The sequence below is a fragment of the Amycolatopsis sp. NPDC023774 genome, assembly GCF_040639695.1.
Classification (GTDB): domain Bacteria; phylum Actinomycetota; class Actinomycetes; order Mycobacteriales; family Pseudonocardiaceae; genus Amycolatopsis.
The window spans coordinates 25,227-50,521 of sequence record NZ_JBFAAJ010000034.1; the positions used below are offsets into that span (position 1 = coordinate 25,227).

Below are 25,295 nucleotides of genomic sequence, written 5' to 3' on the forward strand. Positions count from 1 at the left end.
CCTATTGGCGGTCAGGCTTGAAGTGGCGTCCAGGTTCCCCAAGCAGCTGGCGTTTCAGGGCGCTGGTCGATGGTGCAGGCGTAGTGGCGCTGCCAGGTTCGTTCGCCGTCGCGTTCGTGGCAGGTCACAGTCAGGTTGATGGTGGTGCCGACGTAACCGTCTTTGGTGCTGGCGTAGAAGAGGAGCTCACGTCCACGCCGGACGTCGTCGAAAGTGAGAACGATGCCGGCGGCGACGCCGCCGACGGTGAACCGGTGCAGACCGCTGGTTTCGACGAAGTCACCCGAGGCGGTCACGGTCAGCGAACGCAGCGCCTGGCCCCGTTCCACGCGCAGCACGATCTTGGCCGCGAAGTAGTCCGTGTCGACGGTGAAGGCGTCGACCGCCGACACGGAGAACTCCGGCGCGTCGCGCTCGTCGCGTTCCTCACGCATCAGAGCCACCTGGTCTTCGGCGGCGCGGGCTTGAATTTCGGCAGCCGCGCGGGATTTGGCTGCCTCGGTTGCCTGATCCTGCGCGGCGATCCGAGCTTTGCGGGCTTCGCGGGTCTGCCGCCCGGTGAACCCCGCCGCCACCACGGCGATGCCCGCGGCAACCCAGGTGGCGATGTCGCCGGCGTCAGCCACGACGGTTCTCCGTGCCGGACTCGGGAAGGGTGGCACGCAGCTCGGTGATTTGCCGCTGCATCCGCTCGACCTGCTCGGCCACCTCGTGGCCGGCTTCGCCCATCTGCTTCCACAGCACCAGTTCGCGCTCGGCGATCGGCAGGACCTCCTCGGCCGGGGGCACGAGGTGCTCGTGGGTCAGTTCCCGGCGCCGAGCCTGCAGGCGCATCAGCTCCAGCTGCGGGTGCAGGCGCGCCAGCCCGTCGGACACCGGACGAGCAGCGATGCGGAACTCGTGCGGTTCGTGATGCCGTTCCACCCACGCGTCGAGCCGGCTGGCCCAGACCTCCGGGTCGTGCGCGGCGTCCGCCAGGCGCAGGTATGAGGTGCCGTCGGGCTTGAGGGCCATCGGCTGCGCGAGCGCCTCACGGAAGCGTGCGACCGCCTCCTTGTACTTCTTGTTCGCGTTCTGCCTCGCGGTGCCGAGCCCATCGCCGACCACATCCCAGGTGGCCCCCGAGATCACCGCGAACACCACCATGCACTCGAGGACCTCCTCGGCACGTGCGAGCAGCCGGACCGCATCCTCGATCTCCACCGCGTCGACGTCACTGCCGCCCGAGGAGCGCAGGCTGCCTGGGGGGATCGGGACAAAGGCCCTGGCCGAGTCGGCCAGCTCCTGCGCGGCGGCCGCGAGCGCCATCCGCGCTCGGGTCGCGTCGGTGTAGGGAGCCGCGTCGTCCGGCTCCGGTTCCGTCAACGTCATGATGTCAACTAAACCATGACGAGCAATCAGATGTCATGAATTTGATGACAACCACTCGTATGGCGGCGCGTAAGAGCGCCAACACTACCGATAACCTGTGATATCGGTAGCGAGGGGGAACAGGGGAGCTCACTCGGCGAGGTCGAGGTGAAGTGGGCGAGCGGGCAACGGTCACGTCGTTCAGCGACGGCGCGTTCGCCCCACCTGCTGCTACTCGTACCGCACAGCGCTCTCAGCACTCATCACGACTCTGCGAGCGAGTCCGGCGGGTTGGCCGGATACCGCAGTGGCCCGTTCGGCGTCAGGTTCCATTCGTGGGCATGGACGAGGGGTACACGCCCGAACTCGCCAAGAGCCTTGGCTGCAGCAGTCAGCTGTTCAGCCAGGGCCTCGTCCTCCGGCCCAGTGATCCCCGCGCTGTCGAGGAAGTCGCTGCAGGCAATCGCGGTTTGCAGGAAGAGCATGGGTAGATGGTGTAGCGCGAAGTCGGTCCGGTAGTTGCGGAACTCTGGCTTCAGTGTCACCAACTTCCCGCCGGGCTCACCCCAGCCGTTACGCATCACTTCACCCATGGAGAAGTGAAGGGCACGGCTCGTGGCGGCGTGAAGGTAGTCGTATAGGTCCTTGTGGCCGCTCTGCTCCGCAACCCAACTTGCGCTTGGCAGCTGGCCTCCTGACCAGTTGAACTTCCCACGCAGCCTCTTCAGCTCATCCTTTACGGGGGTTAGCTGCTGCTCCTGGGCATCGAGGAACCTCACCGGGTACCACAGCTCCTGCATCACTGCATCGCCGACATAGGCACGCTGGGCCAGCAGAGAGCGGATGGCGTCGGAACGCCCCATAGCCATGAGGAGGTCCTGTGCATCCCGATGCGGTAGGTCTTTGATCCACAGCATCCAGAGCAGCTCGTCGAGCGCTGGCCGAACAAATCCGACAGCCAGATGGCCGAGGCCCGCCTTAGTCAGCACCACGGTGGCGTCGAGGGCTTCGAGCTGACGCCGCAGGACGTAGTTGGCTGCGATCCGGCGAAGGTCGGACCAGGCCGTGTCCCAGCTCAAATCGCCAATAATGAAGGTTTGCTTTTCTGCAGCGATCCACGTCTCTACGGCTGCCAACCGCGCTGCGGCGTCGGGGGTTTCATTCACAGGCACTGGGGCATGCCACAGCCCACTCACGGCGGCGGCAAGTAGTTGTCGGGCTATTGGCCGGAAGGTTCGCCCGTTCGGCGGCGCGCGCGAACGGGGCGAGGTTCGCCGCGCAGGTCGGTATGGCCTTACGCCGTCTCCCTGAGCCGACGTAGAAACCGCCTCAGCACGGCGTTCAGCTCAGCCGAGTTCTCGACAGCTTCAGCCATGATCCGGTCGACGAAGGCGATACCGGCGTCGCGCAGCAGATGCTCACGCGTCGTGTCCAGCGCGCGACGAGCATTGTGGTGAGGGCCGTCGACTTCCAACACGCCGGCACGCCCCCTGTACGTCACGAGGAAGTCCGGCTCCCACGTTTTTCCCGGGACACGCCCGCCGGCGAGGGGGTAAATGCCGATGGTCTCGTCGCTCGGGAGGTCCTGCTCCTGGATCTGACGAAGGGCGCGATAGACGGTCTGCTCACCCTGGTTCGTGAACGCCAGATAGTCCTGCGAGAACCGCGGTGGCTCCGCGCGTGCTCGGCGGGCCTGGTTAGTGGGTCGACGCGTAGACGTCAACTGGTCCTGCAGCTGATCCCGCCAGCTCGGACCCACCTCAGGCAGCGTTTCCCGCACCGCGAGGTAGAACTCGTAGTACCCCATCCTCCTGGAGATCTCCTTGCACACGTCGCTGAACGTCTCTGTCCACTCTCGCGTGAAGCGGGGATAGTGCTCGGGGGCCACCTCCAGCCAGATCTCCCACTCTTCGTTTTGGTCGTCGTATTCAACCTTGATGGCCTCGACATCCAACACCAGTGCGGCGGTATCACGATCGCCACGCTGCAGCAAGAGAGTCACGGCGTGCGCGACCGTCGACTCAGCCATCGTCCTGGTTTTTTCCTGTCCATCAAGGAAGGGGTCCTCAAGGATCTCTCTGTAAGTGCGGGCTTCCTTGGCGTCGCTCTGCGACGAGCCCCACGGTTCGCTCATGTGTCGACCCCATCTGCTGTGCTCGAGAGCGCGAGCATAGATCGGGACACCGACAATCTCGTCGGCCGGCATCCGGCTACTCCGCTTCAAGCTCCGATCACGGAGTCAGGCCGGCAATCACAGCCAATGGGTACCTAAAACGATCGTTTTCGGCACCCATTGCCGCGGCGTCGAGGTATCCAGGTAGAATGGGTTCCGATTTAGTGTATCGAAATCAACGTTCGCCTAAGGGCTACCGGAGAGTTTGGAGACTCATCGCATGCGGTTCGGGTATGCCCGGGTGTCTACCCGCGACCAGAGCACCGATCACCAGATCGACGCGCTCGCCGCGGCGGGGGTGGCCGCAGAGAACATGTTCATCGAGAAGGTGTCCGGGAAGCTGTCTTCGCGCCCGAAGCTGGATCTGATGCTGGATAAGCTCCGCGCCGGCGACGAGGTCGTGGTGACCCGGCTCAAGCGCATCGGCCGGTCCCAGCAGCACCTGCTTGAGCTGGTCCGCTGGTTCGGTGAGCATGAGGTCGACTTCATCGTGCTGGAACAGGGCATCGACACCTCCACCCCGGGCGGACGGCTGGTGTTCCACTTCCTGGCCGCGCTCGCCGAGTACGACCGGGAGATGATCGTCGAAGGCACGATGGACGGCTTGGCCGCCGCCCGGGCCCGCGGCCGCGTCGGCGGCCGGCCCCTGGCGCTGACGCAGCGGCAGCTGGATCAGGCGCAGCGGATGTATGACGCGGGGGAGCACACCGTCGCCGAGATCGCCGAAACCTTCCGCGTCGGGCGCACCACCCTCTACCGGCAGCTGCACGCCTACAACGACGGCGGCGACTGCGCCCTGGTCGTCTACCGCAACACCCGCACCCGCAAGATCGACGCCGACACCAGCCGCCGCTACGGCGAAACCGGCGCCAGCGAGAAGGTGCAGCTGGAGGCCGACCGCAAGTGGTTCCCGATCGCCCCGGCCCGCTGGCCACGGCTCAAGGCGATCGTCTACGTCGTCGACGGCGTCGTCACCCGCATCCGCGGCGTCGAGGCGGACGTGTCGAAGTGGGACACCGACGACCGCGGCTACGCCGACGTGCCGGTCACCAAGCCGCTCACCGAGCTGCAGATCGCCAAGCGCCTCCCGACACTAGGCATCGCGCTCGGCGACCACCGCCCCCACGCCCGCGGCAAGATCCGCGAATACGTCTCCCTGTAGCCGTGGATCGGTGGCTGGCCGACCTGGGTCTGGCCGAGCGGGCCCGGCGCTAGTGGGTGCTGCAACCAGCGCTTCAAGAAGGTGGCGGTTGGCGTTCGGTCCTTGCGGCGGCGGCTGTCAGTACGTGCCTACGAAGTAGGCATCTGTGTGATCAGCTCCGTCGTTGTCGAGGACGTAGGTGACTCGGCATTGCAGGCGGGTGACCGGCGTCGGCGGCCTTGCGCCACCAGGTCTCCGCCCCGTCGGCGTCACCACGCCTTTCCAGCAGCACGCCGAGGTTGTTCATCGCATTGGTGTTGCCGGCGTCGGCGGCCTTGCGGTACCAGGTCTCCGCCCCGTCGGCGTCACCACGCCTTTCCAGCAGCACGCCGAAGTTGTTAATCGCATCGGTGTTGCCGGCGTCGGCGGCCTTGCGCCACCAGGCCTCCACCCCGTCGGCGTCACCACGCTCGCCCAGCAGCACGCCGAGGTTGTTCATCGCCTTGGTGTTGCCGGCGTCGGCGGCCTTGCGGTACCAGGTCTCCGCCCCGTCGGCGTCACCACGCCTTTCCAGCAGCACGCCGAGGTTGACCATCGCATCGACGTGGTCGGCGTCGGCGGCCTTGCGGTACCAGGTCTCCACCCCATCGGCGTCACCACGCTCGCCCAGCAGCAGGCCGAGGTTGACCATCGCATTGGTGTTGCCGGCGTCGGCGGCCTTGCGCCACCAGGCCTCCGCCCCGTCGGCGTCACCACGCCTTTCCAGCAGCACGCCGAGGTTGTTCATTGCAGCGATGTCGCCGGCGTCGGCGGCCTTGCGCCACCAGGCCTCCGCCCCGTCGGCGTCACCACGCCTTTCCAGCAGCGCGCCGAGGTTGTGCATCGCCTTGGTGTGGTCGGCGTCGGCGGCCTTGCGGTACCAGGTCTCCGCCCCGTCGGCGTCACCACGCTCGCCCAGCAGCACGCCGAGGTTGACCATCGCATTGGTGATGCCGGCGTCGGCGGCCTTGCGGTACCAGGTCTCCGCCCCGTCGGCGTCACCACGCTCGTCCAGCAGCACGGCGAGGTTGACCATCGCATCGACGTGGTCGGCGTCGGCGGCCTTGCGGTACCAGGTCTCCGCCCCGTCGGCGTCACCACGCCTTTCCAGCAGCACGCCGAGGTTGTTCATCGCATTGGTGATGCCGGCGTCGGCGGCCTTGCGGTACCAGGTCTCCGCCCCGTCGGCGTCACCACGCCTTTCCAGCAGCACGCCGAGGTTGACCATCGCCAGGGTGTGGCCGGCGTCGGCGGCCTTGCGCCACCAGGTCTCCGCCCCGTCGGCGTCACCACGCTCGCCCAGCAGCACGCCGAAGTTGACCATCGCATCGGTGTTGCCGGCGTCGGCGGCCTTGCGCCACCAGGCCTCCACCCCGTCGGCGTCACCACGCTCGCCCAGCAGCACGCCGAGGTTGACCATCGCATCGATGTGGTCGGCGTCGGCGGCCTTGCGGTACCAGGTCTCCGCCCCGTCGGCGTCACCACGCCTTTCCAGCAGCGCGCCGAGGTTGTTCATCGCATTGGTGTTGCCGGCGTCGGCGGCCTTGCGGTACCAGGTCTCCGCCCCGTCGGCGTCACCACGCCTTTCCAGCAGCGCGCCGAGGTTGTTCATCGCATTGGTGTTGCCGGCGTCGGCGGCCTTGCGGTACCAGGTCTCCGCCCCGTCGGCGTCACCACGCCTTTCCAGCAGCGCGCCGAGGTTGTTCATCGCATTGGTGTTGCCGGCGTCGGCGGCCTTGCGCCACCAGGTCTCCGCCCCGTCGGCGTCACCACGCCTTTCCAGCAGCACGCCGAGGTTGTACATCGCCATGGTGTTGCCGGCGTCGGCGGCCTTGCGAAAAACTTGTTCAGCAACGCTGGGAACATTGTGGTTCACCACCGCCTGGTAGCCGACCGACAGAAGTTCCTCAATATCCACCTCATCAACGATTAGTTGCCATGTTTCGAGGGGAATGGCCCGTTGTGTGGTCGCCAGCTGGTCCAGGGCGTAGTCGTACAGTTGGTATCCCGCATCGGTGGGCTCCAGCAGCGACACGGTCGGGTTGATTTCACATGTTGCCCAATCCAGGGCGTCACGGTACTTGTCCCGGTCCTCGAGTTCGCTGCGCCGTCGTGTGGTGAGGTGCGGTTGAGCAAGTCGCGGCAGAACCGTCGCCGGAACGGGCCGCGTGAGGCCTGCTCGTGACCAGTCGGAAGCTCCCAGCACGAGGGCATGGCCGCACGGGTTGTCGTGTTCTCCCATCGTGAGCCGGTCCTGCACATATTGGGCGGCGCCGACGTACTCGCCAATGCCGGTGCGATTGATCCGGTCTCGGATGTCCTGGTCGGGGATCGCGCGGCGCAGGTCGTCCCCATCGGGGCGATCACGGTCGCGATCGAGTAACACTCGCTTGAACGCGCTCAGCACGTCCCACTCTCGTGGGCGGAGCTGGTCGGTGGGCTGGAATCGGGCCCATTCGTGTGCCCGCAGCGTCGCGACGAGCCAGTTCGACTGGCGCAGCAGGCGAACCATCTCCGCGGTCACCCCACCGCGGGCAAGGAACCGGTCCAAATCGTCCAGCCAAATCACATGGTCACGGGGGAGGACGCCTGCCTTGTCGAGGTCGACGAGCGCGGTCGGGCCCTCAGGCAGCAACAGCGGCGCGTCCGGAAGTTCCTGGGCGACCACCGCGGCGGCCAGGCGCGTCTTACCCACCATCGACGGCCCCACGATCAGCACCGGCAGTCGAGCCTGAAGATGCTCGGCGACCTCGCGTTCTTTCGCCGCACGCGGTAAATAGGGAACCTCCACCACGGCAGTGTGGACGCGCAGGTCGGACAATTCCGCCTTGGCGACGGTCGTGCCGGCTCGTCGAACATTGCGCCGAATCGCGCCTCGCGCGGCTTCCCGCTGCTCGCGTCCCTTCGACCACAGCGAACCCACACCACCCACCACCACGGCAAGCGCCGCAGCCGCGGCCACCCACCACCCCGCTCCTGGCCAATTCTGGACCAGAGCCAGTCCCGCAGCTACCACCAGCAGCACCGCCGGCACCGCAATCGCCGTGAGCCGCCCCTTCGGGCGTAGCCCGTGCCTACCCACCGCCGCCCTCCCGGTGCTCCCTGCCGTTGTAGTTGCAGGACAACGGGCAAACGACGAAAACCTTGCCGGAGGCGGCCACCAGGCTGGCGACGTCCGACGCGCGCGCACGGACACTTTCCGCCGCAGGTCGATCGGATTCGGCCGACGCCACGGCAGCGCGCAGCCGCGCATCCAGATGGGTGTCACGCCGAGCTTCCATGAGATCACCTCGCCATCGGGCGTTGTCCGGAACGGTTCCGGGACGAGAGGTGCGACAGCTAGCGGTCCGCGAGCTGCCGGAGGCCCTGCGGCTTCTCGACGGCGAGCACCCCGGACTCCTGCCCGATCCGGCGTAACACACCGGGTGAAACCTGGCCGATCACCGAGCCCGAACCGCTGCTGGCGACGGCCATACCGATCGCCGCCAGACGACTCGCCACCCGCTCGAGATCGGTGCCGACGCAGACCCGGACGACGGCTGTCCGCCGATCATCCCGGTCCGCATGACGGCCCCACCTGTCCAGCTCCGGTGTCACGACCCGCCCCTGGTCCATGCAGGCAACCCTACGCGCGGCCCCTCATTGATCGCGTCCTGGAGAATGTCCGACCGGCACACACCTCACCCCCTTAGTCGGGGCGCCGCCGGGATACGGGAGAAACCTGCCAAGTGGGCGGGTAGCGCCTGGCCAGGTGTTGTTTGTCGGAGAGCGGCTCGATGTGGGAGTCACGTCGCAGCCCCGCGCTGGCTCATCGCGGTAGCCCCGGCATCCGCACGCACCACGCCCGGCGGATGGGCCGGACAACGCGACCCAAGGGGCTAAACGCCTACGACGCGCCAGGGCCCAGCCAGTGCTCCATCCCCGCCTTCACCGCGATGGTCACGGCCTGCTCCACTCCCTTACCGACGATTTCGCCGACCTTCTTCATGACCGCCTGAGTCTTGCCCGCCTTCTTCGCGGGTGCGTCGGACTCGATCTCCTGGGCCGCGCTGATCAGCTCGCGCCGTTGCTCATCGGTGAGACCTCGCACGCCGTCGAGATAACGCCTCAGGCTGGTGATATCGCCCGGCGTCACCTCGGCGGACACCTGCAGCACCTCGCTGTTGCCGACAATCGCCTGGCCGCCTTGATGGACGACGACGTTGTACACCGCGCTCACGGTCTCCCGCTGGGCAGGCAAATCGTGGGTGGGGATGTCGTCGAGATCAGGAAGCACCTGCTCCAGCTCCAACGCGAGCCCCAAAACGCGATTGCGCACCGCCTCCACCGCTCCGACCACCAAACCACGAGGGATGACCTGACGCGCCTTCACGAGGCCGTAGCCGTCAAGCAGGTGCAGGTCACCGGACTGGATCAGCCTGTTCGCACGCATCACGGCATCGGTCGACCACATCATGGCGCCGTCCTTCGCGCCGAGCTGCAGCAAGGAATCCTCCATGCTGGCGATCGGTTCAAGCAGGCGAATCTCAAAGAGAGGTTGGAACTCCTCCGGGAAGGCCGCGCGCGGGATCGGAAAGTCCGTTACACCCGAACTAAAAGGGCCTGTGAACTGCGCAAGAACATGAGCGGGACGCGGACCACGGTACGCTGGCAGCGGGTCATTCTCCCCGTATCCGTCGCGTTCCCGCGCGATCCACGACGCCAGCTCCCGTGCCCCTGTCCGCGTTGCCAGGACCTGAACCGACCGCAGCAGCGCTGCCACAGACGCATCCCCGCTCGTCGCGGAGCTAATGATGTCATCCAACATGTGCACGGGGCATCCTCCGCTGATGGGGTCTCGGGCTGTCTTCACTGGTCACGGGGCGCCTCCATCGGCTCGCTTGCCCTGCTTGCCCCGCGTATTGATCCGCGCCGCGAACGACCGGGCGGAGACTGATCCGCCGAACCAAACACGAGAACCGGCTGGCTGCGGGACACTCGGCCGATGACCTCCGGCTCCGACGATGATCAGTTGCCTACGTGGAACGAACTCCTCCTTGCGGCGATCAGCGATCTGGCCGCCGCAGAGGCACGGCTGAGCGATGCCGGTGATCGGCTGAACTCCGATCGGCGGCCGGTCGACGACGAGCTGTCCAACCGCGAGGAGATCGCCCAAGCCGAGGTGTGGCTCCTGATCCGCAGCGCCAAGGCCGCGATCGATGACGCGAAGAACAGGCTGTGGGGCGCCCAGCGATAACCTCATGCCTAGATCTCCTTCGTCAGCTCACCGTCCTCGTCGGGACCGTCGGTGGAGGTGTTACGACGGAGGCGGTGGCATGTCCTGCCACCGCTGCCGAAAGAGTGCGACGGGCAGCGGCTGGCGGCTGGCCCAGCAGCGCCCGACCTGACAGACCGGCCGGGTGCCGTGCGGGGCTGAGAAGCGGACCATCCTTACTCAAGTACTTGGCAGGTTTCTCCCGTATCCCGGCGCGCTAGTCGGACGGCCAAGGTGTCCCGTGAACGCGGATTCACTCGTCTGCTCGTGTTCATCATTCTCTTGCAAAGAAAAGTAACCAACCGGAGCCCGAGCGGGAAAGTGGAAAACTAGTTTCAGTAGCGCCGCGCGGTGAGCGCGGAGAAGTTGTCGGGCGTGGCCGGGGGCCGCGCTCTTTTGTTGTGTCAGTAGTGACGCCTCGTTGGTGACACGCGATGCCAGCGGCAAGGAGACGGATCGGTGACGGCGCGGTGACTGCGCGCCGATTCCCGGGGCTACCCTCGAGGCGTGCTGCACGAAGTCTCGCTGCACTTGACCGGCGCCTTCGAGCTGTGCCTGTACGGCCGGGCGGTGGCGGTGCCGCACGCGGTCGAGCGGCTGCTGGCCTACCTGGCCTTGACCGGGCGGCCCATCGCCCGCTCCCGCGTCGCCGGCACGCTGTGGCGCGACAGCGAGGAGATCCGGGCAGCAAAATGCCTGCGTACGGCCCTGTGGCGGCTGCAACGAGTGGACGCCGGCATTGTCACGACCGCCGACGACCGGGTCGGGCTGGGCGCGGACGTGCCGGTCGACGTCAGCGAGTTGCTGGGCCTCGCGCAGTCGCTGGTCCGCGACCCGGTCGACCCGGACGCGTTCGCCGGTTTGCCCCGCCTGCTCGACCGGCGCGACCTGCTGCCCGACTGGGACGAGGACTGGGTCGTGCTCGACCGGGAACGCTACCGCCTGCTGCGCCTGGAAGCCCTGGAGAGCGCGGCCACCGAGATGCTCGCCCAGCACCGGCTGCCGGACGCGTTACTGGTGGCGAGCGCGGCGGTCCAGTCCGAGCCGCTGCGCGACTCGGCCCGCCGGCTGATCGTCCGGATCCAGCTGGAGCAGGGCAACCTGGTCGAGGCCCTGCGCTCGTACCAGCAGTACCGCGCGCTCCTCGGCTCGGAGTTCGGCCTAGAGCCCTCCGCCGCGATGCAAAACCTGGTAGCGGTACTGCGGGCGTGACAGCGTTGTGACTGCTCGATGACCGTCCGGGTGGAGGGTTCGTCCATGGACGACGATCAGACACGCGAGCAGCGCTGGGTCGCCGTGCTCCGGGTCGACGTCCGCGGCTCGCCGCCCCGGGATCTCATCGTCCTGGTGGTCGAGGTCGGCCGGCGGCCCGGGGACGACCGGGTGCTCGGGGCCGCGTCCACGCCGGAGCGGGCCGCCGAGATCCTTCGGGACTGGCTCGAGGCGTTGATGGCGGGGTGACGCTGGTGTGACGGCCAGGAGCCGGGCGTCGGGCAGCCTGATTCCATGGTGGACGAACCAGAGCTGGCCTGGGAGGCGTCGCTACTGGCGGCGATGCGCGACGACCTGGCCGCGCGCGCGACCTCCGAGATGCTCGACGAGACCCTGCTCGACCTGCTGGATCCGCTGGACCCGGCCGAGGCGATCAACGTGGGCAAGGCGCTCAGCCAGATCGAGAAGGGCGCCTCGGCCGTCCTCACCGACCCGACCGTACGGCAGGTCGCCCAGGTTGCGCTGCCGCTCGCCGGCGGCGCGATCGGGACCGCTGCGGGCGGCCCGGTTGGCGCCGCGGCCGGCGCCAAGATCGGCACGATCCTCGGCGGCGCGGTCGCCCCCGCGCCGCCCGCCCAGCCGAACGCGGGGGCGAAGGCGGCGGGGGTGCAGGCGCTGGCCGCGGCGAACACGCAGAACGTGCAGCTGGCGCTGGTCGCGGCGGCCCTTGGGCCGAAGGGCGTCCAGATGATCAACGGAATCCCGGTCGCCGCCCTGCTCGCCGCGATGAGCACGCTCTTCGCGCGTGCGGCGGCCGAGGTGGACCAGCGGGCGCGGCAGATCGGCACGGCGGCCCCGGCGGCCGTGCCGGCCGAGAGCGTGACCGCGTGGGACCCGCCCGAGCGGCACATCTACGAGTCCCTGCTGGCGGCCGAGAGCCTCGACCTCGCGGCGGAGCTGTCATGACGACCGAGGACGTGCTGGACCCGCCGCTCGACGATCCCGCCCGCGCCGTCTCCGGGCTGCTCCAGCGACTGCTCGGCGGGGTGCTGAGCGACGAGCTGGCGATGATGCTGGCGCAACGGCTGCTGGGCGCGTTCACCGGCGGACCGGCGCAACCGGCGGCGGACAAAGATCTCGCCGAGCGCAATATCGTGCTCGCCTCCGCGCTGGGCGCCTGCGACTGCTGGGGCGAGCGGCCGGACTGCGAGGTGTGCGGCGGCGCCGGCGCGGCCGGCTGGACCTCTCCCGACCGGGCGGCGTTCGACCTCTACGTCGCCCCAGCACTACGAACCTTCGACCGGAGCACCGCGGAAGGAGCGGGGTCATGACAATCAGCCTGGACGACGACGACTTCACCGGCGAGGACTACGACCTCGACGGCGACGACCTGACCGAGGAGATCGACGAGGACGAGGCGGTGGCAGTGCGCGACCACCGCAACACCGCCCGCCGCACGCCCGCGCAGCAGGCGCTGATGCGCCGGGTGGCTCGCCAGCAGCTCGCGTCGCTCCGCCAGCGGCAGCGGGCGGTGACGGTCCGTGACCAGCGGCCGGTGACCACGGCGGTGCGGCGCACCCAGGCCGCCGTCCGCGCGGTCGATCTGCGCCAGCGGGTGCAGACCGACGAGGTCGACGCCCAGGTCCGGGCTCATGGCCGCCGCGCCGAGGGCCTCGAGCGCGCCCTGGCCGCCGGGATCGTGGCGACTCAGTTGCAGGCCACCTTCGGCAACACCGCGGCGCTGAACAACACCCTGACCCGTACGGTGTTGCCGCTGTCCCCACTGCTCTTCCTCCGGCCGGCCCAGGTGCCGGCCTGGCAGAACCCGAAGATCGTCGCACCGGCCCTGGTCGCCGCCATGGTCCTCGGCAAGAACCTGCTGGGACACGACTCCAAGGTCGCCTCCGTCCGCATCGCCGCCACCAACGCCACCAAGTCCGGCGAGACGGTCTTCGTGAAGGCAGAAGCACTCGACGCCCAGGGACGAGTGATCCCGGGCGTCACCCCCAAGATCGTCCCCAAGGGCGGCGCGACGGAGGACAAAACCCGTCCCGGTTTCTTCACGCTCGGGGCGCCCAACAGCCTCGCGGAGTTCGAGGCGACCGAGGGCACCGCGTCCGACACCCTCGTCATCAACGTGAAGTGACCCGTGGATCCCGCCCTGCGGGAGCTGTTGCGGCGGACGGGCAGGCGCGGCGAGATCGAGGCGGTCATGCGCCTCGCCGCGCCGGGGCTGACCATTCCGGGCGTACGCGTGGTGGCCGCTTTCGGCGACGTCGTCACCTGCCGGATGTCCGCCGGCGCGGCCGCCCGGGTGCACGCCGATCCCCGCTGCGTCAGTCTCAAGGCGCCCCGGCCGCTGGGCCCGGAGCCTTCCGCCGGGGATGCCGGGACGGTGCCGCCGCAGCCGCTGCCCACCGACCTTCGTCGACCGGCGGGCCTGCCGTTCACCGGCGCCGGGGTGGTCGTGGGCGTGGTGGACTTTGATTTTGCCTTCGCTCACCACGCCTTCACCCACCCCGCGTTCCGCCGGCCCGGCCCGGCGCCGGCCACACGGTTGCTGGCACTGTGGGACCAGCGTGGTGGGCGCTCCCGGCTCTCGCCTGAGCCGTTCGGCTACGGCCGCCGCTTCGACGCGGCCCGGCTCGACGCCGCGCTGCGCCAGCCGGACCCGTACGAGAATCTCCCCTACTCGCTCAAACCGGGCGGGCACGGGACCCACGTGCTCGACATCCTGGCCGGGTCGGCCGCGGACGGCCCGAGCGGGATCGCGGTGGGCAGTGACCTCGTCTGCGTGCACCTGGCCGACCGCAACACCGGCGGGCTCAACACGCTCGGCGACTCGGTCCGGATCTTGGAAGGGATCGCGTTCGTGCTTGGCGTGGCGACCGGCGCGTGTGTGATCAACCTGAGCGCCGGCTCCCACGGCGGTCCGCACAACGGCGGCACTCTGCTCGAGCGGGCCCTCGACAACCTGCTTCGCGAGCGGCCCGGCACCTGCGTGGTCCAGTCCGGCGGGAACTACGGCGGCCGCCCCCCGGTGCACGTGCAGGGCCGGGTCGGTGCGGGCCGGACGGTCGCGGTCACCCTGCACACCCATCCGGACGACGCCACGATGAACGAGGTCGAGCTCTGGTACGCCGGGGCCGACACCTTCGCGATCCGGGTCGTCTCCCCGGCCGGCGGCCGGTCGCCGTGGACGCTGCCCGGCCGGCGACAGGTCATCGGCGACCCGGACCACCCGGCCGGCCTGCTCTACCACCGGGCCGACGAGCCGAACACCGGCGACAACCACGTCGACCTTTTCCTGGAGCCGTGGGCGCCGGCCGGCGAGTGGACGATCGAGGCGTACGGCGTCCGGGTCCGCGACGGCACCTTCCACGGCTGGGTCGAGCGGGACGAGGCCTGCCCGCACTGCCAGGCCAGCTTCACCGGCGACCTGGTCTCCTCGCGGGTCACGATCGGCACGCTGGCGACCAGCCACCTGCCGGTGATCGTGGGTGCCTGCAACGGCCACCGCCCCGAGCACCCGGTCGCGCCGTTCAGCAGCCGCGGCCCGACCCGCGACGACCGGGTCAAGCCGGACGTGGTCGCCCCCGGCCAGGACGTCCTCGCCGCCAACGCGCCCGAGGGTTGGACCCGCAAGTCCGGCACCAGCATGGCCAGCCCGTACGTCGCCGGGGCGGCCGCGCTCTGCCTCGAAGCACTGCCCGGCGCCCCAGCGACCCAGATCCGCGACCTGCTGCGGGCGGCGGCCGTGCCGGTCACCGCCGGCCCCAGCGATCCGTGCAGCCAGGGCGCCGGATTTCTGGACCTCACCAAGCTGACCGCGTTGCTGCGCCGGAGACAGGAGCCGAAAATGACCACCGAATCACCGGACGAACTGTACGAACGACTCCTCGCGGCGGCCGGCAGCCCGGCCGGGTACACCGTGGTCGCGCTGCCCGGCCAACCGGCGGCAGTCTGGCCGGCCGAGGGCGACCGGCTGATCCGGGTGCTGTTCGGCTGGCCCGGCCGCGGTCGCTCGACGGTGCTGACCGCGGCCCCGACCTTCGACCGCGCCGGCCCACCCGGCGAACCGCACGGCCCCGGCTACTACGCCCCGGTTACCGGCGACGGACCACCCCGCCGCATCCTCGACGGCCACGGCCGGATGCCCCCCGGCCAGCTCCTCCTACGCCCGGACCCGGCCGCCGAGGAGACCGGGCCGAGCGATACAAAGCATGTCAATAAGGCTCGCGACGCCTGGGCCAGGTCTTTCCGGCCGAAGCTCCCGGATGGTGTCGTCATCAGGGACATCTCCAAGACGCCGTCCAGGCTGCTCCACAAGTCCAGGCTCTGGGCGTGGACGAACAGCGCCAACGACGTCTACGTCGCGAAAATAGCCAACACAACTGAAGCAGGTCTTTTTACCACGCTCTACCACGAGGCCCAGCACATCCGTCAGTTCCGCGAGCACCGCATTGCGCGGCCCCTGTCGTACGTGCAAATGATGCTTTTTGAAATCGACGCCTATCTCCGCACGGCATGGTGGTGCCAGCGGAACCCGGACCCGAATATCCGGGAGTTCGCGGAACAAGTGTTCAAGTCGGCCATGGAGATCAGCTCGGAGTATCTGGCCGGGTGGCAGGACCCGGACGCCGACAAACGGTTCCGCGACTTCCTGATCGCCAGGGAGTACCTGCCGAAGCACACGGATCTGCGCGATCTCTACGAACCCCCGACCGCGGCGAGCGCCGAATCGGCGGAGGTCACGCCCGCCGGCGTGATCACCGCCGCCGAGTTCGGCATCGCCACGTTCGAGAAACTGAAGGAGCACGTCTTCAACGGCGACTTCAAGGTCGTCTCGACCTCGGCGCGCTACATGCACGAGAGCGGACCGACCGGCCTCACCGTGCAGCAGAAGACGTTCCTGCTGCCGATCTACGCCGTCCACAATGTGCTGTCCCAGCAGGAGTTCTGGCTCAAGATCACCCTGGACTACGACGGGATGAACATCCGGCACGTGGCGATCCACGAGCAGCGCGACCGGTCCAGCAGCCTGTACGCCGCCAACTTCACCGTCGAACTGGTGCCGGGGGAGGCCACGCCGCGGAACGAGCCCGTCGCCGCGATCGCCTACGAGATCGACGGCGTCTGGGACCCGTTTGGCCCGGGCGAATGGCACTTCAGCGGCACGCTGGTGGTGGACGCGGCCGGGAACCTGCAAATCCGGCGCTTCCAGGCCGACGACGAGAAGGTCCGCCTGGGCGCGCCGATCGCGAGCGGCGGCGGCCCGGTGCCGATCCACCGCAAGGGCGGCGGCACACGCACCGTCTTCTTCGCTCCGGACAGCGCCACGATGACCGAGGACGCGGCCCGCGCGCTCTGGGCCTGGCGCAACGACTTCGCCTCCGACGCCCTCAAGGTGATCGCCGCCGGTCGGGCTCCGTTCCACCTGGCCGGCTACGCCTCGACCACCGGCACCGTTGAGCACAACCGCCGCCTGGCCAAGCAGCGGGTCGCCACCGTCGTCTCCCTGCTGAGGGCAATCTTCGGCGACGGCACCCAGGTGACCACCGTCGAGCCTGGCGAGCTGGGCGCCGCCACCGCCGACGGCCAGGAGGCCCGCGGCGAGCGGCGGGTCGAGATCGAGGTCGAGGTCGAGTACTTCAAGCTGTGACCTCGTAGTTCGCGGGCGAGGCGCTGCGCGAGCCAGCTTGGGACATCCGGGCGCCGGTGAAGTCCGTTCCTTCCAGGTGGGCATTCGTGAAGTCCGCCCTCTCAAGGCCGGCGTCGGTGAAGTCGTTGCGAACGCCGCCGTCAGTCACGATCTTCGTCGCGCGGCTTGGTGCGGTCGAACCAGGCCGGGGCAACACCGGCCACAACGGACCCGACGAGGCTGGCGACCGCGGTCGCCCGGTCCACCGGGAGCCACACCACGAGGCCAAGCACACCGGCTGCTGCAGCCGTGCACAGCACTCGGGGAACCACTCCGCCGTCGTGTTGGACGGGGCGCTTCTTGCGCATCGTTTCTCCTTTACCGCTGACGTCGCCGAGACACCAGCCAAGCCACCCTTGCCACCCCGGCTTGCGGAGTGGGCGGCGCCTCGTTCAGCGCCACACGACCATCCTGACCTGGGTTTTTAGGTGCTATTCGTCGCAAGTCGAACTCGAAAAATCAGCCCGAATATGCGTTGCTGAAGCCAGTCGTTGCGGGTCACAGCCAGTCAACAGAGGGAGTTCCCTAGGATTCAGGGGCCTGGGGAGGGGAACTGCCGATGCCACCGCGCTTACACAAGCCGACGGAATTGCCGGAAGAACGCCAGAATCTGGTCGACTTCTTGTGGCGCTTCTACGTCAAGGCCAAGCGCCCGTCGATGAGGCGGATCGCGGCAACGATCGAGACCCTGGACGAGGACGTGCGGAACGGCACGGCCAACCACGAGACGATTCGCCGGGCTCTCAAAGGCGAGGCCATCGGGGAATGGGGCACGGTCGAGGTGATCTTCCTGGCCTTGTGCGAGATCGCCGACGTGGACCCTGACGACCACGATGACTTCGACGGCTACGGAGATCCCTCGTCTCACCGCGGCAACCTTGAGTGGCGTTGGAACGCGGCACGAGACGGCGGGGCTTCACCCGCCGACCTGCCGAAGACACGGAGCGAGCGGGCAGCCGAGCAGGCTGAAGCTGCTGCGAGGCAGGCCGCGTACAGGACCACCGATTCCGACGACCCGTGGGGCCCCCCGTTTTGACCGGCACGCCCGCCGTGGTCAGAGAGCAGGCTGGGCTCAGAGCGATTCCCCGCCGGGATTCCCGGCTTAAACCGGGGGCGTGGTCTTGACCTCCCTGCGCAGTGCCGGTGGCCAGCGACGTCGCGTACAGAGCGATGGCTGATCGCCCGCGAGGTTTCCGGTCTGAAAACGAAAAAAGGGCCGGTGGGGCACGCCGTGATGGCGTGTCCCACCGGCCCTTGGCGGTGGTTCACTCGTGCAGTCCCGCACCGGACGGGTGGGTGGAGCGTCTGGGGGAGCGGTTCAGCCGCGTGTGCGGGCGGCCTGGCTGCGTTCGTCGGCGCGCTGCTGGGCCTGGTCGGGCGTCATGCCCTTTTCGACGAACTGGTGCTCGGAGAGGCGTAGACCTCGTACTCATCGGTTTCGACGTTGACGGGGTTGGCGACGTAGCGGGATTCCATGAGCAAGCCCTTTCGGGGTCATGCGCTCGCGCGCGAGCTTGGTGGCCTTTTCAGAACGTGGCATGTGACGACGTGTTCGACCAGTGCATGCGACCGAAGTCGGGTCGCGGTTGCCCGAGCTGGCTCTGGTCACGATCGTCTCGGTGGCTACCGGGCTGAGGCGACCCGGCGAGCTGGCGGGGGTCAGCGCCGGAGGTAGGAGCGGATGCGGTCGAGGTCGGCGGTGGCGAGAAGGTTGGCGAGCTGGTTCAGCCGGTGTGCCCGGAACTTCGGCGCGAGGTCGCGGACGGCCTGTTCGTCGCGGTCGGCGAGGGCGTTGCCCAGCTCGATGTCGAGGTCGGGCAGGTCGGTCGGGTCGGGGAGGGTGGCGTAGGCCATGGCGGGTGATGTCCTTCCTGGTCGAAGCGGTGGGTGGTGCGGGGTCAGCGGCGGTTGGCGGCGGCGGCGATGTCGTTGTGGTCGAAGGCGAGCAGTTCCTTGAGGGCCTCGTCGAACGGGACCCACTCGGCGACGGAGGCGTCGTCGCCGGCCATGGGGCGGGGCATGCTGGTGAGCTCGGCGACGTAGGCGTCGGTGGAGTACGGGCCGCGCGGGTCGCGGCCGGGGGCGTCCCAGGTGCCGAGGAATCGCAGCGTGTCGGGCGGCACGGCGACGCCGGCCTCTTCGCTGGTCTCGCGGGCGGCGGCGTTGCGGCTGGCGACCCGCGGGTCGCGGGTGCCGGCGAAGTCCTGATCGTCGACGTGCCCGCCGGGCAGGGCGCGGCGGCCCTTGAACGGCGCGTAGGCGCGGGTCACGAGCAGCACGTGCGGGACGCCGGCCTCATCGGGGGCGATCAGGACGGTGTCGGCGGTGTAGCGAACATCGTTGTCAGACAACTGGTTGTCCTTTCACGGGGGCGAGTTGGCCGATGGGGTCAGCAGTCGAAGGTGACGTTGCGGGGGCGGACGCCGATCAGGGAGAACGGGTATTCGCCCTCGTGCCGCAGGTCCATGAGCCCGTCCGGGTAGATGCCTCGGACGCGCAAGATCACGACTGGCACTTTGGCGGCCTTACTGCCGTGGTAGCGCATGAAATCGCCGAGGACGATGGGGTGCCCGTTGGTGTCGGTGGTCTGCAGAGTTCCTCCATTCAGGAGCGGGTGAAGGCGCCCGGCGCATAGCCGTCGGCCAGGGTGGGGTCGGTGGTGGCGAGCTCGGCGGCCGCGGCGGCTTCGTTGGCGCAGCCGTCGACGCTGTAGAGGTGGGTGAGCACGGGCCACCGGCGTTGTGCTGGCGGCAGCGGCAGTCGCCGCGCAGCCGGATGTCGGCCGCAGTGCTCATCGGGTGCCGGCCTTCGGGCAGTGGCCGAGCATGTCGGTGAGCGCTGTCTTCTCGGCGGTGGTGATCGTGAGGCTGTAGAAGTGCTTCACGGTGATCCAGTCGGTGGCGTAGGTGCACCAATACGAGACGAGCGGCGGCTTCCACTGGTCGGGCGCCAGGTCGCGTTTCTGCTGGTTGAGGTTGTCGGTGACGGCCAGCAGCTCAGGGCGGGTGAGGTCATTGGCGAAGTCGGTGCGCCGCTGCAGCATCCAGGCCGCGGCGCCGGAGACCCAGGCCTGGGCGCGGGGCACGACGTGGTCGATGTCCACGTCGGAGGAGTTGGTCCAGGTCTCGCCGTCGTAGGGGCTGGTCCAGGTGCCGGCGACGGGGTGGCAGTTCTTGTCGACGCGCACGTCGCGCCCGTCGCGCTGGAGCACGACTTCACGGGTGTCGCAGTTGTGGCCCTGGCTGATCCAGTGCGGGAACTGCTTGTCGGTGTAGCCGGTCATGGCGCCGCGCGGGGCGACGCGCAGCTCGGCGAGCTGCTGTACGGCCGGCCCGTTGACGGGCGCGGCCGAGGCGGCGGTGCGGGGCAGGTCGGCGCCGGCGGCCGTGGCGGCACAGCCAGCGGTGGCGGTGGCCAGCACGGCGGCCGCGACGACGCGGACGAGTGTGTTCAGCACGAAGTTCCCCTTCAGGTGGATGCGGGCGCGGGTGTGGCGGCACCGGGACGGGGTGCGGGCAGCCGTGCTGCCGGCACCTCGCCGCCGGGCTGTTGCTCAGATGTCCTCGAGGCGTTTGCCGAAGCAGCGGTCGCAGTACCAGTCCATGGCCACCTCCTCGTGTAGCTCGAGGAGGAACGGGTCGGCCACGAATCGCACGTCCGCGGTCGTCTTCTTGCACGTACCGCACGGCTGGGGTGTGCCCAGCAGTCCGGCGATCTCGCGGTCCAGGTCGTCCACAGTGCTCACTCCGTCCCGGCGGCCGCGGTGTAGAGCGCGATCAGCGTGGGGAAGGTGTGCTCGCTGACGGGCCGGTGCTCAAGGTCGCCCAGCAGCGGCAGTGGGTCGGGCAGCTCGCGCCTGTGTCGTGCCGCGTGCTCGCGCAGCTGCTCAAGTTCGACCCCGGCTGCGGCCACGGCGGCGGAGCGGCGGTTCGCAGCCATCGGCGCCTGCTTGGTGCGGGTCCGGCCGGGCATGCGCTCCCACACGAGCGCCTCGCGCTGCAGGTTGGTGATGGCGCGGCGGAGGATCTCGGCGCGGGCGGCCGGGTCGGTCGTCTGCTGCAGCTGGGTACGCAGCTGCTCGCGTTCGTGATCGAGCGCGGCGCCGACGTCGGCGTTCTCGCGGGTGATCTCGCTGCTGGTGTCGATGCTGGTCACGGGTGTGCGGTCCTTTCCGGAACGAGGGTGCGGCGGGGTTCGTGATCTGGTTGCGTGGCGCCGGGTTGCAGTCGGTGCCGCTGGGTGGGGATCGGGGCGGCGGCTGGCGCCGCGTTCGCCGTAGTTGCCGGTGGCCGCGGCGCAGGGGCTGCAGGTCCAGGTGCTGGTGGGCAGGTAGCGCTCGGCGACGTGCCCGCAGCGGCACGTGCGGTGGGCCAGGTGCATGCGGGCGATGTTGTCGGCCCAGCGCGGACTCATCCGCCGGGAGGGCAGGGCCTGGTCGATGCGGAAGAGCTCGCCGACTTGCTCGCCGGCCCCGCGGCGGTGGAACACGAGCAACCCGACCGGGTCCTGGCCGCGGCGGCGGCGCAGTTTCTGCTCCCACAGCTGGCTTTTGGTCACCAGCCCGGTCGGGGCGTGGTTGTAGCCCCAGTAGGGGAGTCCGTCGCGGAAGCCGTCGCAGACGACGATGCGGCCGTCCCAGAGCTGGGTTTCATGCAGCGGCACGGGCGGCCGCCTCGGCGCGGGTGCGGTAGCCGGCCGCGGTCGCGCGGAGGCTGGCGGCGGCGCGCGCCCAGGTCCTTGTGGTGACCGGGCTGGCGTGCTCGGTGGTGGCGAGGGTGGCGAACTGCTCGGCGGTCTGCGCGGCCAGGGCCGCGCCGGTGTGCCAGTCGCTCACCGGCAGCGGTTCGCCGGCGGCGACGCGGGCAGCGAACGTGGTGAGGGCGGCGAAGCCGTTCTCGGCGGCGCCGAGCAGCGCGTTCTGGGCAGGGCTGAGCTGGTGGGACACTGTGGTTCCTCCATCGTGAGGTGGTGGAAACCCGGGCGGGACGCGGGGATGCTTTCCAGGGCTCTCATCCGCGTCCCGCCCGGGGCTTTCGGAGTGTTCACGGCCGCGCGCTCGTCGACGAGCCGCCGCCGGTGTGGTCCCGGCGTCAGTGCCGGGACCTGATGCCGAGCCGGTACTCGCCACGCGGGCGAGCATCGGTTTCACCCCACGAACCCCGGCCGTATAGGGCGTTATACGAACGGGGTGCGGGGTCAGGGGCGCCGGCGGTTGCGCCAGCTGTGCCGCCCAGCGGCCGCGTTGCGCTCGAGCGCGCGTTGGTGCAGGACCCGGCTGCGTTCGGCCGGGTCCAGTCCGTCGAGCTCACCCGCACCGCCGGCCGCAGGAGCCGTGGTGGCGGGCGAGGTGGCGTCGGCCTTGGCCTGCAGCGCCGCGCGCGCGGCGGCGATGGAGCGCTTCTGCGCGTCGGTGAGCTGCACCGCGCCGCGGGCCACCGGGCTGGTGGCGCGGGGCGTGCCGCCCAGGAGCTGCCGGATGTGGGCCATGGCCCCGGCGCGGCTGGCGTCGGCGCGCTGCTCGCGGGCGAGCTGGGCGGCGGCGTTGCGGCCGCGGGCGGCCACGGCCTGGACCAGCTGGCCGAGCACGTGCGGGTTACTCGCGCCGTCGCGTTCGCGGAAGTAGCCCTCGCCCTGGGCGTGCACCGTGCGCAGCAGCTCGGCGCCGGCCCGGCCGAACATCGCGGTGTCCTGCTCGCGCTGGCCCTCGAGCCCCTCGGCCACCAGCGGGCGCAGGACCCGCGTCCGGCTGGGATCGGGCAGGGGTTTACCCAGGTCGCTACGCCAGATCGACAGGCGGGCCTTGGCCCAGCCCATCGGGTGTATAACGGCGTATCCGGGGTGGGAGTGGGCGGCGGAAGTGCCGCTCCAGCCGACCGGCTGGTAGCGCAGGGCGTGCAGGATCCCCTCGTTGCACCAGCCTGCCCGCCACCAGGACCGGCACACGTGCCGGATGCCCAGATCAGTCATCCGACCGAACACCGGGTGCTGACGACGCAGCTCAGCCGCCGCCGCGAGCATCTCAGCCCCCGTGGTCGGGACCATGGCATCCCAGGCCCGGCCACGCTTGTTCTCAAAGCGGCCGCGAAGCGGCTCAATCTTGGTGTTCGTCCCCACCTCGGCGGCGGAGCCGAGGTTGTGGAAAATTTCGCTCGCGCGCGTACGTAGGTAACCAACCTCTACAACTAGAGAATCAAGATCAAAAGACACAGAGGGGGTCCAGTTTTTCCCCTCAGCCCGCTTGAGCAGGGCGATCTTGGTGGTCAGCTCGGCCAGCACGAGGGTGTACTCGCGGCGGGCCGCAGCGGGCTCCTGGCGCTCGGCGTAGGCCGGGACGCGCAGGGCGTAGACCGCGGCGCGGTTGCCCTCCACGGGCGAGCCCATGGGCCGGAACTCGGGCGTGGAGCCGGGTTCGATGCGGTCGATCCAGCCGAGGATCCACAGCTGCCGCAGCCAGCCGGCCAGAGTGGAGCGGCCCCACCCGGTCGCGGCCTGCAGCCGGGCCCAGGTGGGCCAGCACTCGGCGGTGGTCCAGTCCGACCAGTTCCGCAGCGTCTGGAACAGCAAACCCACGCGCTCGCGGGCGTCGCGGCGCAGCAGCCCGACCCATTCCTGGGACTGGAACAGCTTGCCCCACTCGGTCGGCTGGGCCGAGCGGACTTCGAGGGCGGCGCGCGGCGCGGCGCCGGCCTCCGACGGGGCGGCCTTGCCGCCGAACTGCAGCCAGCACCGGCCGCACAACGTCGCCATCTCCGGGCACACGAACCGCAACGGCAGGTCGCGACGGAGCTCACCATCGGGGTTTTTGCAGGTAAAGCAGGGTGTGACGGCGCGCCTATGGCACGCGATCACCCCAGGAGTTATCCTGGGCATGCAGAAGGGACCTCCTTTCTGAGGGCATGAAAAAGGGCCCTGTGTCCTGAGGCGGACAAAAACCCGGCGCAGCCGGGCGTTGGACAGCCAGTCGAGTTGGCAGCTCGACAGCGGTTGACCAGCAAATAGGCGATCTGTACGGCAGATCGCCCTAAACGTTCGACGAAGCGGTTCCGTTGGCAGCGGAGCCGCTTCGTTGCGTTAGATGGCCATCAAGGCCTCCTGGGTCGGGTAGTCGCGAGCGACAGTGGCTTGCGCGGGCGCGTCGTTGCTCGGGACGGCAGCGAGACGCCCTTCCCGGGCACGCAAGGCCTGGAGTCCGAGCTCGATGACTTCATCCGCCACCGAGCGGAGGGCCACGCCCCGCGCCTCGGCTTCGGCATCGATCTCGGCAACGAGAGCCGTCGCCGCACGCATGAGCGTGGACGGGTTTCCGGCGGACGCGTGACGGCGTCCTACTCGTGCAGCCATGCCGCGCAGTTTGTTACAAGCGGGGCTGGTGTGGCGGGAGGCACGCCGTAACTCGCCGACTTCTTTCGGAGAATCGACGAGCGGTGCGACGAGCGGTGCTACCAGCTGCGCAGGCCCCTGAACTTCTTCCGCGCGCTGATCGTCTGATTGATGATCTTCTCCTTCAGAGTCTTCGTGCTCACGCGCTCGACGCGCGTGAGGCCAGCCGCGGCGGCGACGGCGAGCAGGCCGTCGTGGTCAAGGCTGCTGAGGTACGCGGCGCCGTCGGCTTCGGCCTCGGTCTCGCGCAGGTGCGCGACGATGGCGGCCGGGTCGAACTCGGTGCTGGACACGGTGGATCTCCTCGCGTGCGGTGGCTACGGGCGCGGGCAGCGTCCGCAATGCTGGCGGGTTTCGTGCCCTCGGGTCAGGGCTGGGCGGGTGTATCTCACGGACGCCGGGGTGGCGCGTGTTTCGCCGCGGCGCGGTACGCCTCCGCGCTGGTTCGGACCAACGCCGCGAACTCCTGCAGCTCCGAGATCGCGAGGAGCGCCTGGCTGTTGTAGGTCGCAAACAGCTCCGACGCGCGGGCGTTGGCGGCCGCGGCGATCCGGCCGTCCTCGTAGGCGAGGTACTCGCAGGAGACCTCGTCAAGCCGATCCACCGGCGGGTCGGCCAGGCGCTCGTAGGAGTTCACTGGCACGGCTGATCCGATGCTTGAAGCCGCACGTCGTCGATCCAGCCGGCGGCGATGTCGAACCAGCTTCCCGACTTCTGCCACTCGCCGGCGTGGCGCAATGCCTCGATCAGGGCGTCGACGGCCTGGGTGCCAGCGACGCGCATCGCGCTGAGCTGTTTGGGGGTCGCGCCGTCCATCCGGGCTCGGTACTCCTGCGACAGCCGGGCGACGGCCTTCGCGGCGCGGCGCCAGTCGTCGGCGACCTTGAGGTTCGACTCGATGCGGGCCTGGTGTGTCGCGACGTCGATGAGGATGTGGTGGAGCTGGATGAGCTCGAACGGGATGTTGAGGTTGTCGACCGAGGGCGGGTCGGGACGTTCAGCGGCGGCAGCGGTCGTAGTGATCACGCGGGGCTCCTGTTCGTCG

At 69.2% G+C, this 25,295-nt stretch carries 31 protein-coding genes; 9 read left to right on the top strand and 22 right to left on the bottom strand.

Translation table 11 applies throughout. The annotated features are described in order from the left end of the window. Window positions 1–11: 11 nt before the first annotated feature. The 4 genes from AB0F91_RS39690 to AB0F91_RS39705 form a co-directional block, all read right to left on the bottom strand. The gene (locus AB0F91_RS39690) at window positions 12–626 is read right to left on the bottom strand and encodes a hypothetical protein (protein ID WP_360606376.1); all 615 of its coding nucleotides are present in this window, start codon (window positions 624–626) and stop codon (window positions 12–14) included. Beyond that, window positions 619–1,308, bottom strand: coding sequence for a hypothetical protein (locus AB0F91_RS39695; RefSeq protein ID WP_360606378.1), 690 nt, complete (start codon window positions 1,306–1,308; stop codon window positions 619–621). Before AB0F91_RS39695 ends, AB0F91_RS39690 begins: the two co-directional genes overlap by 8 nt. Window positions 1,309–1,613: 305 nt before the next feature. Beyond that, window positions 1,614–2,516, bottom strand: coding sequence for a DUF5677 domain-containing protein (locus AB0F91_RS39700; protein WP_360606380.1), 903 nt, complete (start codon window positions 2,514–2,516; stop codon window positions 1,614–1,616). A gap of 128 nt (window positions 2,517–2,644) precedes the next feature. Beyond that, window positions 2,645–3,556: a hypothetical protein gene (locus tag AB0F91_RS39705; RefSeq protein WP_360606382.1), complete on the bottom strand. Its 912-nt coding sequence runs from the start codon at window positions 3,554–3,556 to the stop codon at window positions 2,645–2,647. Window positions 3,557–3,743: 187 nt separating this feature from the next. Between AB0F91_RS39705 and AB0F91_RS39710 the strand changes: the two genes are divergently transcribed. Then, window positions 3,744–4,685, top strand: coding sequence for a recombinase family protein (locus AB0F91_RS39710; RefSeq protein ID WP_360606384.1), 942 nt, complete (start codon window positions 3,744–3,746; stop codon window positions 4,683–4,685). A 151-nt stretch (window positions 4,686–4,836) separates the two neighbouring features. On the opposite strand, the gene AB0F91_RS39715 is transcribed toward AB0F91_RS39710, so the two are convergent. The 4 genes from AB0F91_RS39715 to AB0F91_RS39730 form a co-directional block, all read right to left on the bottom strand. Then, window positions 4,837–7,665, bottom strand: coding sequence for a tetratricopeptide repeat protein (locus AB0F91_RS39715; protein WP_360606386.1), 2,829 nt, complete (start codon window positions 7,663–7,665; stop codon window positions 4,837–4,839). A 112-nt stretch (window positions 7,666–7,777) separates the two neighbouring features. After that, window positions 7,778–7,984 carry a hypothetical protein gene (locus AB0F91_RS39720; RefSeq protein ID WP_360606388.1) on the bottom strand — a complete coding sequence of 69 codons (207 nt, stop codon included), beginning with the start codon at window positions 7,982–7,984 and terminating at the stop codon, window positions 7,778–7,780. Window positions 7,985–8,042: 58 nt separating this feature from the next. Continuing rightward, a complete protein-coding gene (locus AB0F91_RS39725; RefSeq protein ID WP_360606390.1) occupies window positions 8,043–8,318 on the bottom strand; it encodes a hypothetical protein in 276 nt (91 codons plus the stop codon). Window positions 8,319–8,589: 271 nt separating this feature from the next. Next, window positions 8,590–9,510, bottom strand: coding sequence for a hypothetical protein (locus tag AB0F91_RS39730; protein WP_360606391.1), 921 nt, complete (start codon window positions 9,508–9,510; stop codon window positions 8,590–8,592). A 177-nt stretch (window positions 9,511–9,687) separates the two neighbouring features. On the opposite strand from AB0F91_RS39730, the gene AB0F91_RS39735 reads away from it, so the two are divergent. The 7 genes from AB0F91_RS39735 to AB0F91_RS39765 all read left to right on the top strand — a co-directional run bounded on the left by AB0F91_RS39735 (window position 9,688) and on the right by AB0F91_RS39765 (window position 16,831). Further along, the gene (locus AB0F91_RS39735) at window positions 9,688–9,939 is read left to right on the top strand and encodes a hypothetical protein (protein WP_360606393.1); all 252 of its coding nucleotides are present in this window, start codon (window positions 9,688–9,690) and stop codon (window positions 9,937–9,939) included. 525 nt (window positions 9,940–10,464) lie between these two features. Further along, window positions 10,465–11,169: a BTAD domain-containing putative transcriptional regulator gene (locus AB0F91_RS39740; RefSeq protein ID WP_360606395.1), complete on the top strand. Its 705-nt coding sequence runs from the start codon at window positions 10,465–10,467 to the stop codon at window positions 11,167–11,169. Between the two features lie 45 nt (window positions 11,170–11,214). Continuing rightward, the gene (locus tag AB0F91_RS39745) at window positions 11,215–11,418 is read left to right on the top strand and encodes a hypothetical protein (RefSeq protein ID WP_360606397.1); all 204 of its coding nucleotides are present in this window, start codon (window positions 11,215–11,217) and stop codon (window positions 11,416–11,418) included. Window positions 11,419–11,463: 45 nt separating this feature from the next. Next, entirely contained in the window at window positions 11,464–12,135 is a 672-nt protein-coding gene (locus tag AB0F91_RS39750) for a hypothetical protein (protein ID WP_360606399.1), read from the top strand. Further along, on the top strand, window positions 12,132–12,500 hold the full coding sequence (locus tag AB0F91_RS39755) for a hypothetical protein (RefSeq protein WP_360606401.1): 369 nt from the start codon (window positions 12,132–12,134) through the stop codon (window positions 12,498–12,500). Before AB0F91_RS39750 ends, AB0F91_RS39755 begins: the two co-directional genes overlap by 4 nt. Then, window positions 12,497–13,315, top strand: coding sequence for a hypothetical protein (locus AB0F91_RS39760; protein ID WP_360606403.1), 819 nt, complete (start codon window positions 12,497–12,499; stop codon window positions 13,313–13,315). Before AB0F91_RS39755 ends, AB0F91_RS39760 begins: the two co-directional genes overlap by 4 nt. A gap of 3 nt (window positions 13,316–13,318) precedes the next feature. Further along, a complete protein-coding gene (locus AB0F91_RS39765) occupies window positions 13,319–16,831 on the top strand; it encodes a S8 family serine peptidase (protein ID WP_360606405.1) in 3,513 nt (1,170 codons plus the stop codon). Here the strand turns inward: AB0F91_RS39765 and AB0F91_RS39770 are convergent. Next, complete coding sequence (locus AB0F91_RS39770; RefSeq protein WP_360606407.1) at window positions 16,821–17,027, bottom strand: pentapeptide repeat-containing protein; 207 nt, start codon at window positions 17,025–17,027, stop codon at window positions 16,821–16,823. The two genes, AB0F91_RS39765 and AB0F91_RS39770, sit on opposite strands and share 11 nt — an antisense overlap. After that, window positions 16,972–17,178 carry a hypothetical protein gene (locus AB0F91_RS39775; RefSeq protein ID WP_360606503.1) on the bottom strand — a complete coding sequence of 69 codons (207 nt, stop codon included), beginning with the start codon at window positions 17,176–17,178 and terminating at the stop codon, window positions 16,972–16,974. The genes AB0F91_RS39770 and AB0F91_RS39775 overlap by 56 nt, the downstream gene beginning before the upstream one ends. Window positions 17,179–17,459: 281 nt before the next feature. Here AB0F91_RS39775 and AB0F91_RS39780 point away from each other — a divergent pair, with 281 nt between their 5' ends. Further along, window positions 17,460–17,906: a hypothetical protein gene (locus AB0F91_RS39780; RefSeq protein WP_360606409.1), complete on the top strand. Its 447-nt coding sequence runs from the start codon at window positions 17,460–17,462 to the stop codon at window positions 17,904–17,906. A gap of 623 nt (window positions 17,907–18,529) precedes the next feature. Here the strand turns inward: AB0F91_RS39780 and AB0F91_RS39785 are convergent. The 12 genes from AB0F91_RS39785 to AB0F91_RS39840 all read right to left on the bottom strand — a co-directional run bounded on the left by AB0F91_RS39785 (window position 18,530) and on the right by AB0F91_RS39840 (window position 25,276). After that, window positions 18,530–18,724 carry a hypothetical protein gene (locus AB0F91_RS39785; protein ID WP_360606411.1) on the bottom strand — a complete coding sequence of 65 codons (195 nt, stop codon included), beginning with the start codon at window positions 18,722–18,724 and terminating at the stop codon, window positions 18,530–18,532. A gap of 44 nt (window positions 18,725–18,768) precedes the next feature. After that, window positions 18,769–19,221 (bottom strand): NUDIX domain-containing protein, encoded by a 453-nt coding sequence (locus AB0F91_RS39790; protein ID WP_360606413.1) that lies wholly within the window; start codon window positions 19,219–19,221, stop codon window positions 18,769–18,771. A gap of 253 nt (window positions 19,222–19,474) precedes the next feature. Then, window positions 19,475–19,597, bottom strand: a complete 123-nt coding sequence (locus tag AB0F91_RS39795; RefSeq protein WP_360606415.1) for a hypothetical protein — start codon at window positions 19,595–19,597, stop codon at window positions 19,475–19,477. A gap of 64 nt (window positions 19,598–19,661) precedes the next feature. Beyond that, window positions 19,662–20,288, bottom strand: a complete 627-nt coding sequence (locus AB0F91_RS39800) for an HNH endonuclease family protein (RefSeq protein ID WP_360606499.1) — start codon at window positions 20,286–20,288, stop codon at window positions 19,662–19,664. Between the two features lie 135 nt (window positions 20,289–20,423). After that, window positions 20,424–20,606 (bottom strand): hypothetical protein, encoded by a 183-nt coding sequence (locus AB0F91_RS39805; RefSeq protein ID WP_360606417.1) that lies wholly within the window; start codon window positions 20,604–20,606, stop codon window positions 20,424–20,426. A 5-nt stretch (window positions 20,607–20,611) separates the two neighbouring features. Beyond that, window positions 20,612–21,532 (bottom strand): RRQRL motif-containing zinc-binding protein, encoded by a 921-nt coding sequence (locus tag AB0F91_RS39810; protein ID WP_360606419.1) that lies wholly within the window; start codon window positions 21,530–21,532, stop codon window positions 20,612–20,614. Continuing rightward, complete coding sequence (locus AB0F91_RS39815; protein WP_360606421.1) at window positions 21,519–21,815, bottom strand: hypothetical protein; 297 nt, start codon at window positions 21,813–21,815, stop codon at window positions 21,519–21,521. The genes AB0F91_RS39810 and AB0F91_RS39815 overlap by 14 nt, the downstream gene beginning before the upstream one ends. Window positions 21,816–22,066: 251 nt before the next feature. Next, a complete protein-coding gene (locus tag AB0F91_RS39820) occupies window positions 22,067–23,629 on the bottom strand; it encodes a hypothetical protein (protein WP_360606423.1) in 1,563 nt (520 codons plus the stop codon). A gap of 312 nt (window positions 23,630–23,941) precedes the next feature. Then, a complete protein-coding gene (locus AB0F91_RS39825) occupies window positions 23,942–24,211 on the bottom strand; it encodes a hypothetical protein (protein WP_360606425.1) in 270 nt (89 codons plus the stop codon). A 98-nt stretch (window positions 24,212–24,309) separates the two neighbouring features. After that, the gene (locus AB0F91_RS39830; RefSeq protein ID WP_360606427.1) at window positions 24,310–24,543 is read right to left on the bottom strand and encodes a hypothetical protein; all 234 of its coding nucleotides are present in this window, start codon (window positions 24,541–24,543) and stop codon (window positions 24,310–24,312) included. A gap of 95 nt (window positions 24,544–24,638) precedes the next feature. Beyond that, entirely contained in the window at window positions 24,639–24,893 is a 255-nt protein-coding gene (locus tag AB0F91_RS39835; RefSeq protein ID WP_360606429.1) for a hypothetical protein, read from the bottom strand. Further along, window positions 24,884–25,276 (bottom strand): hypothetical protein, encoded by a 393-nt coding sequence (locus AB0F91_RS39840; protein WP_360606431.1) that lies wholly within the window; start codon window positions 25,274–25,276, stop codon window positions 24,884–24,886. Before AB0F91_RS39840 ends, AB0F91_RS39835 begins: the two co-directional genes overlap by 10 nt. Between the last annotated feature and the right edge of the window lie 19 nt (window positions 25,277–25,295).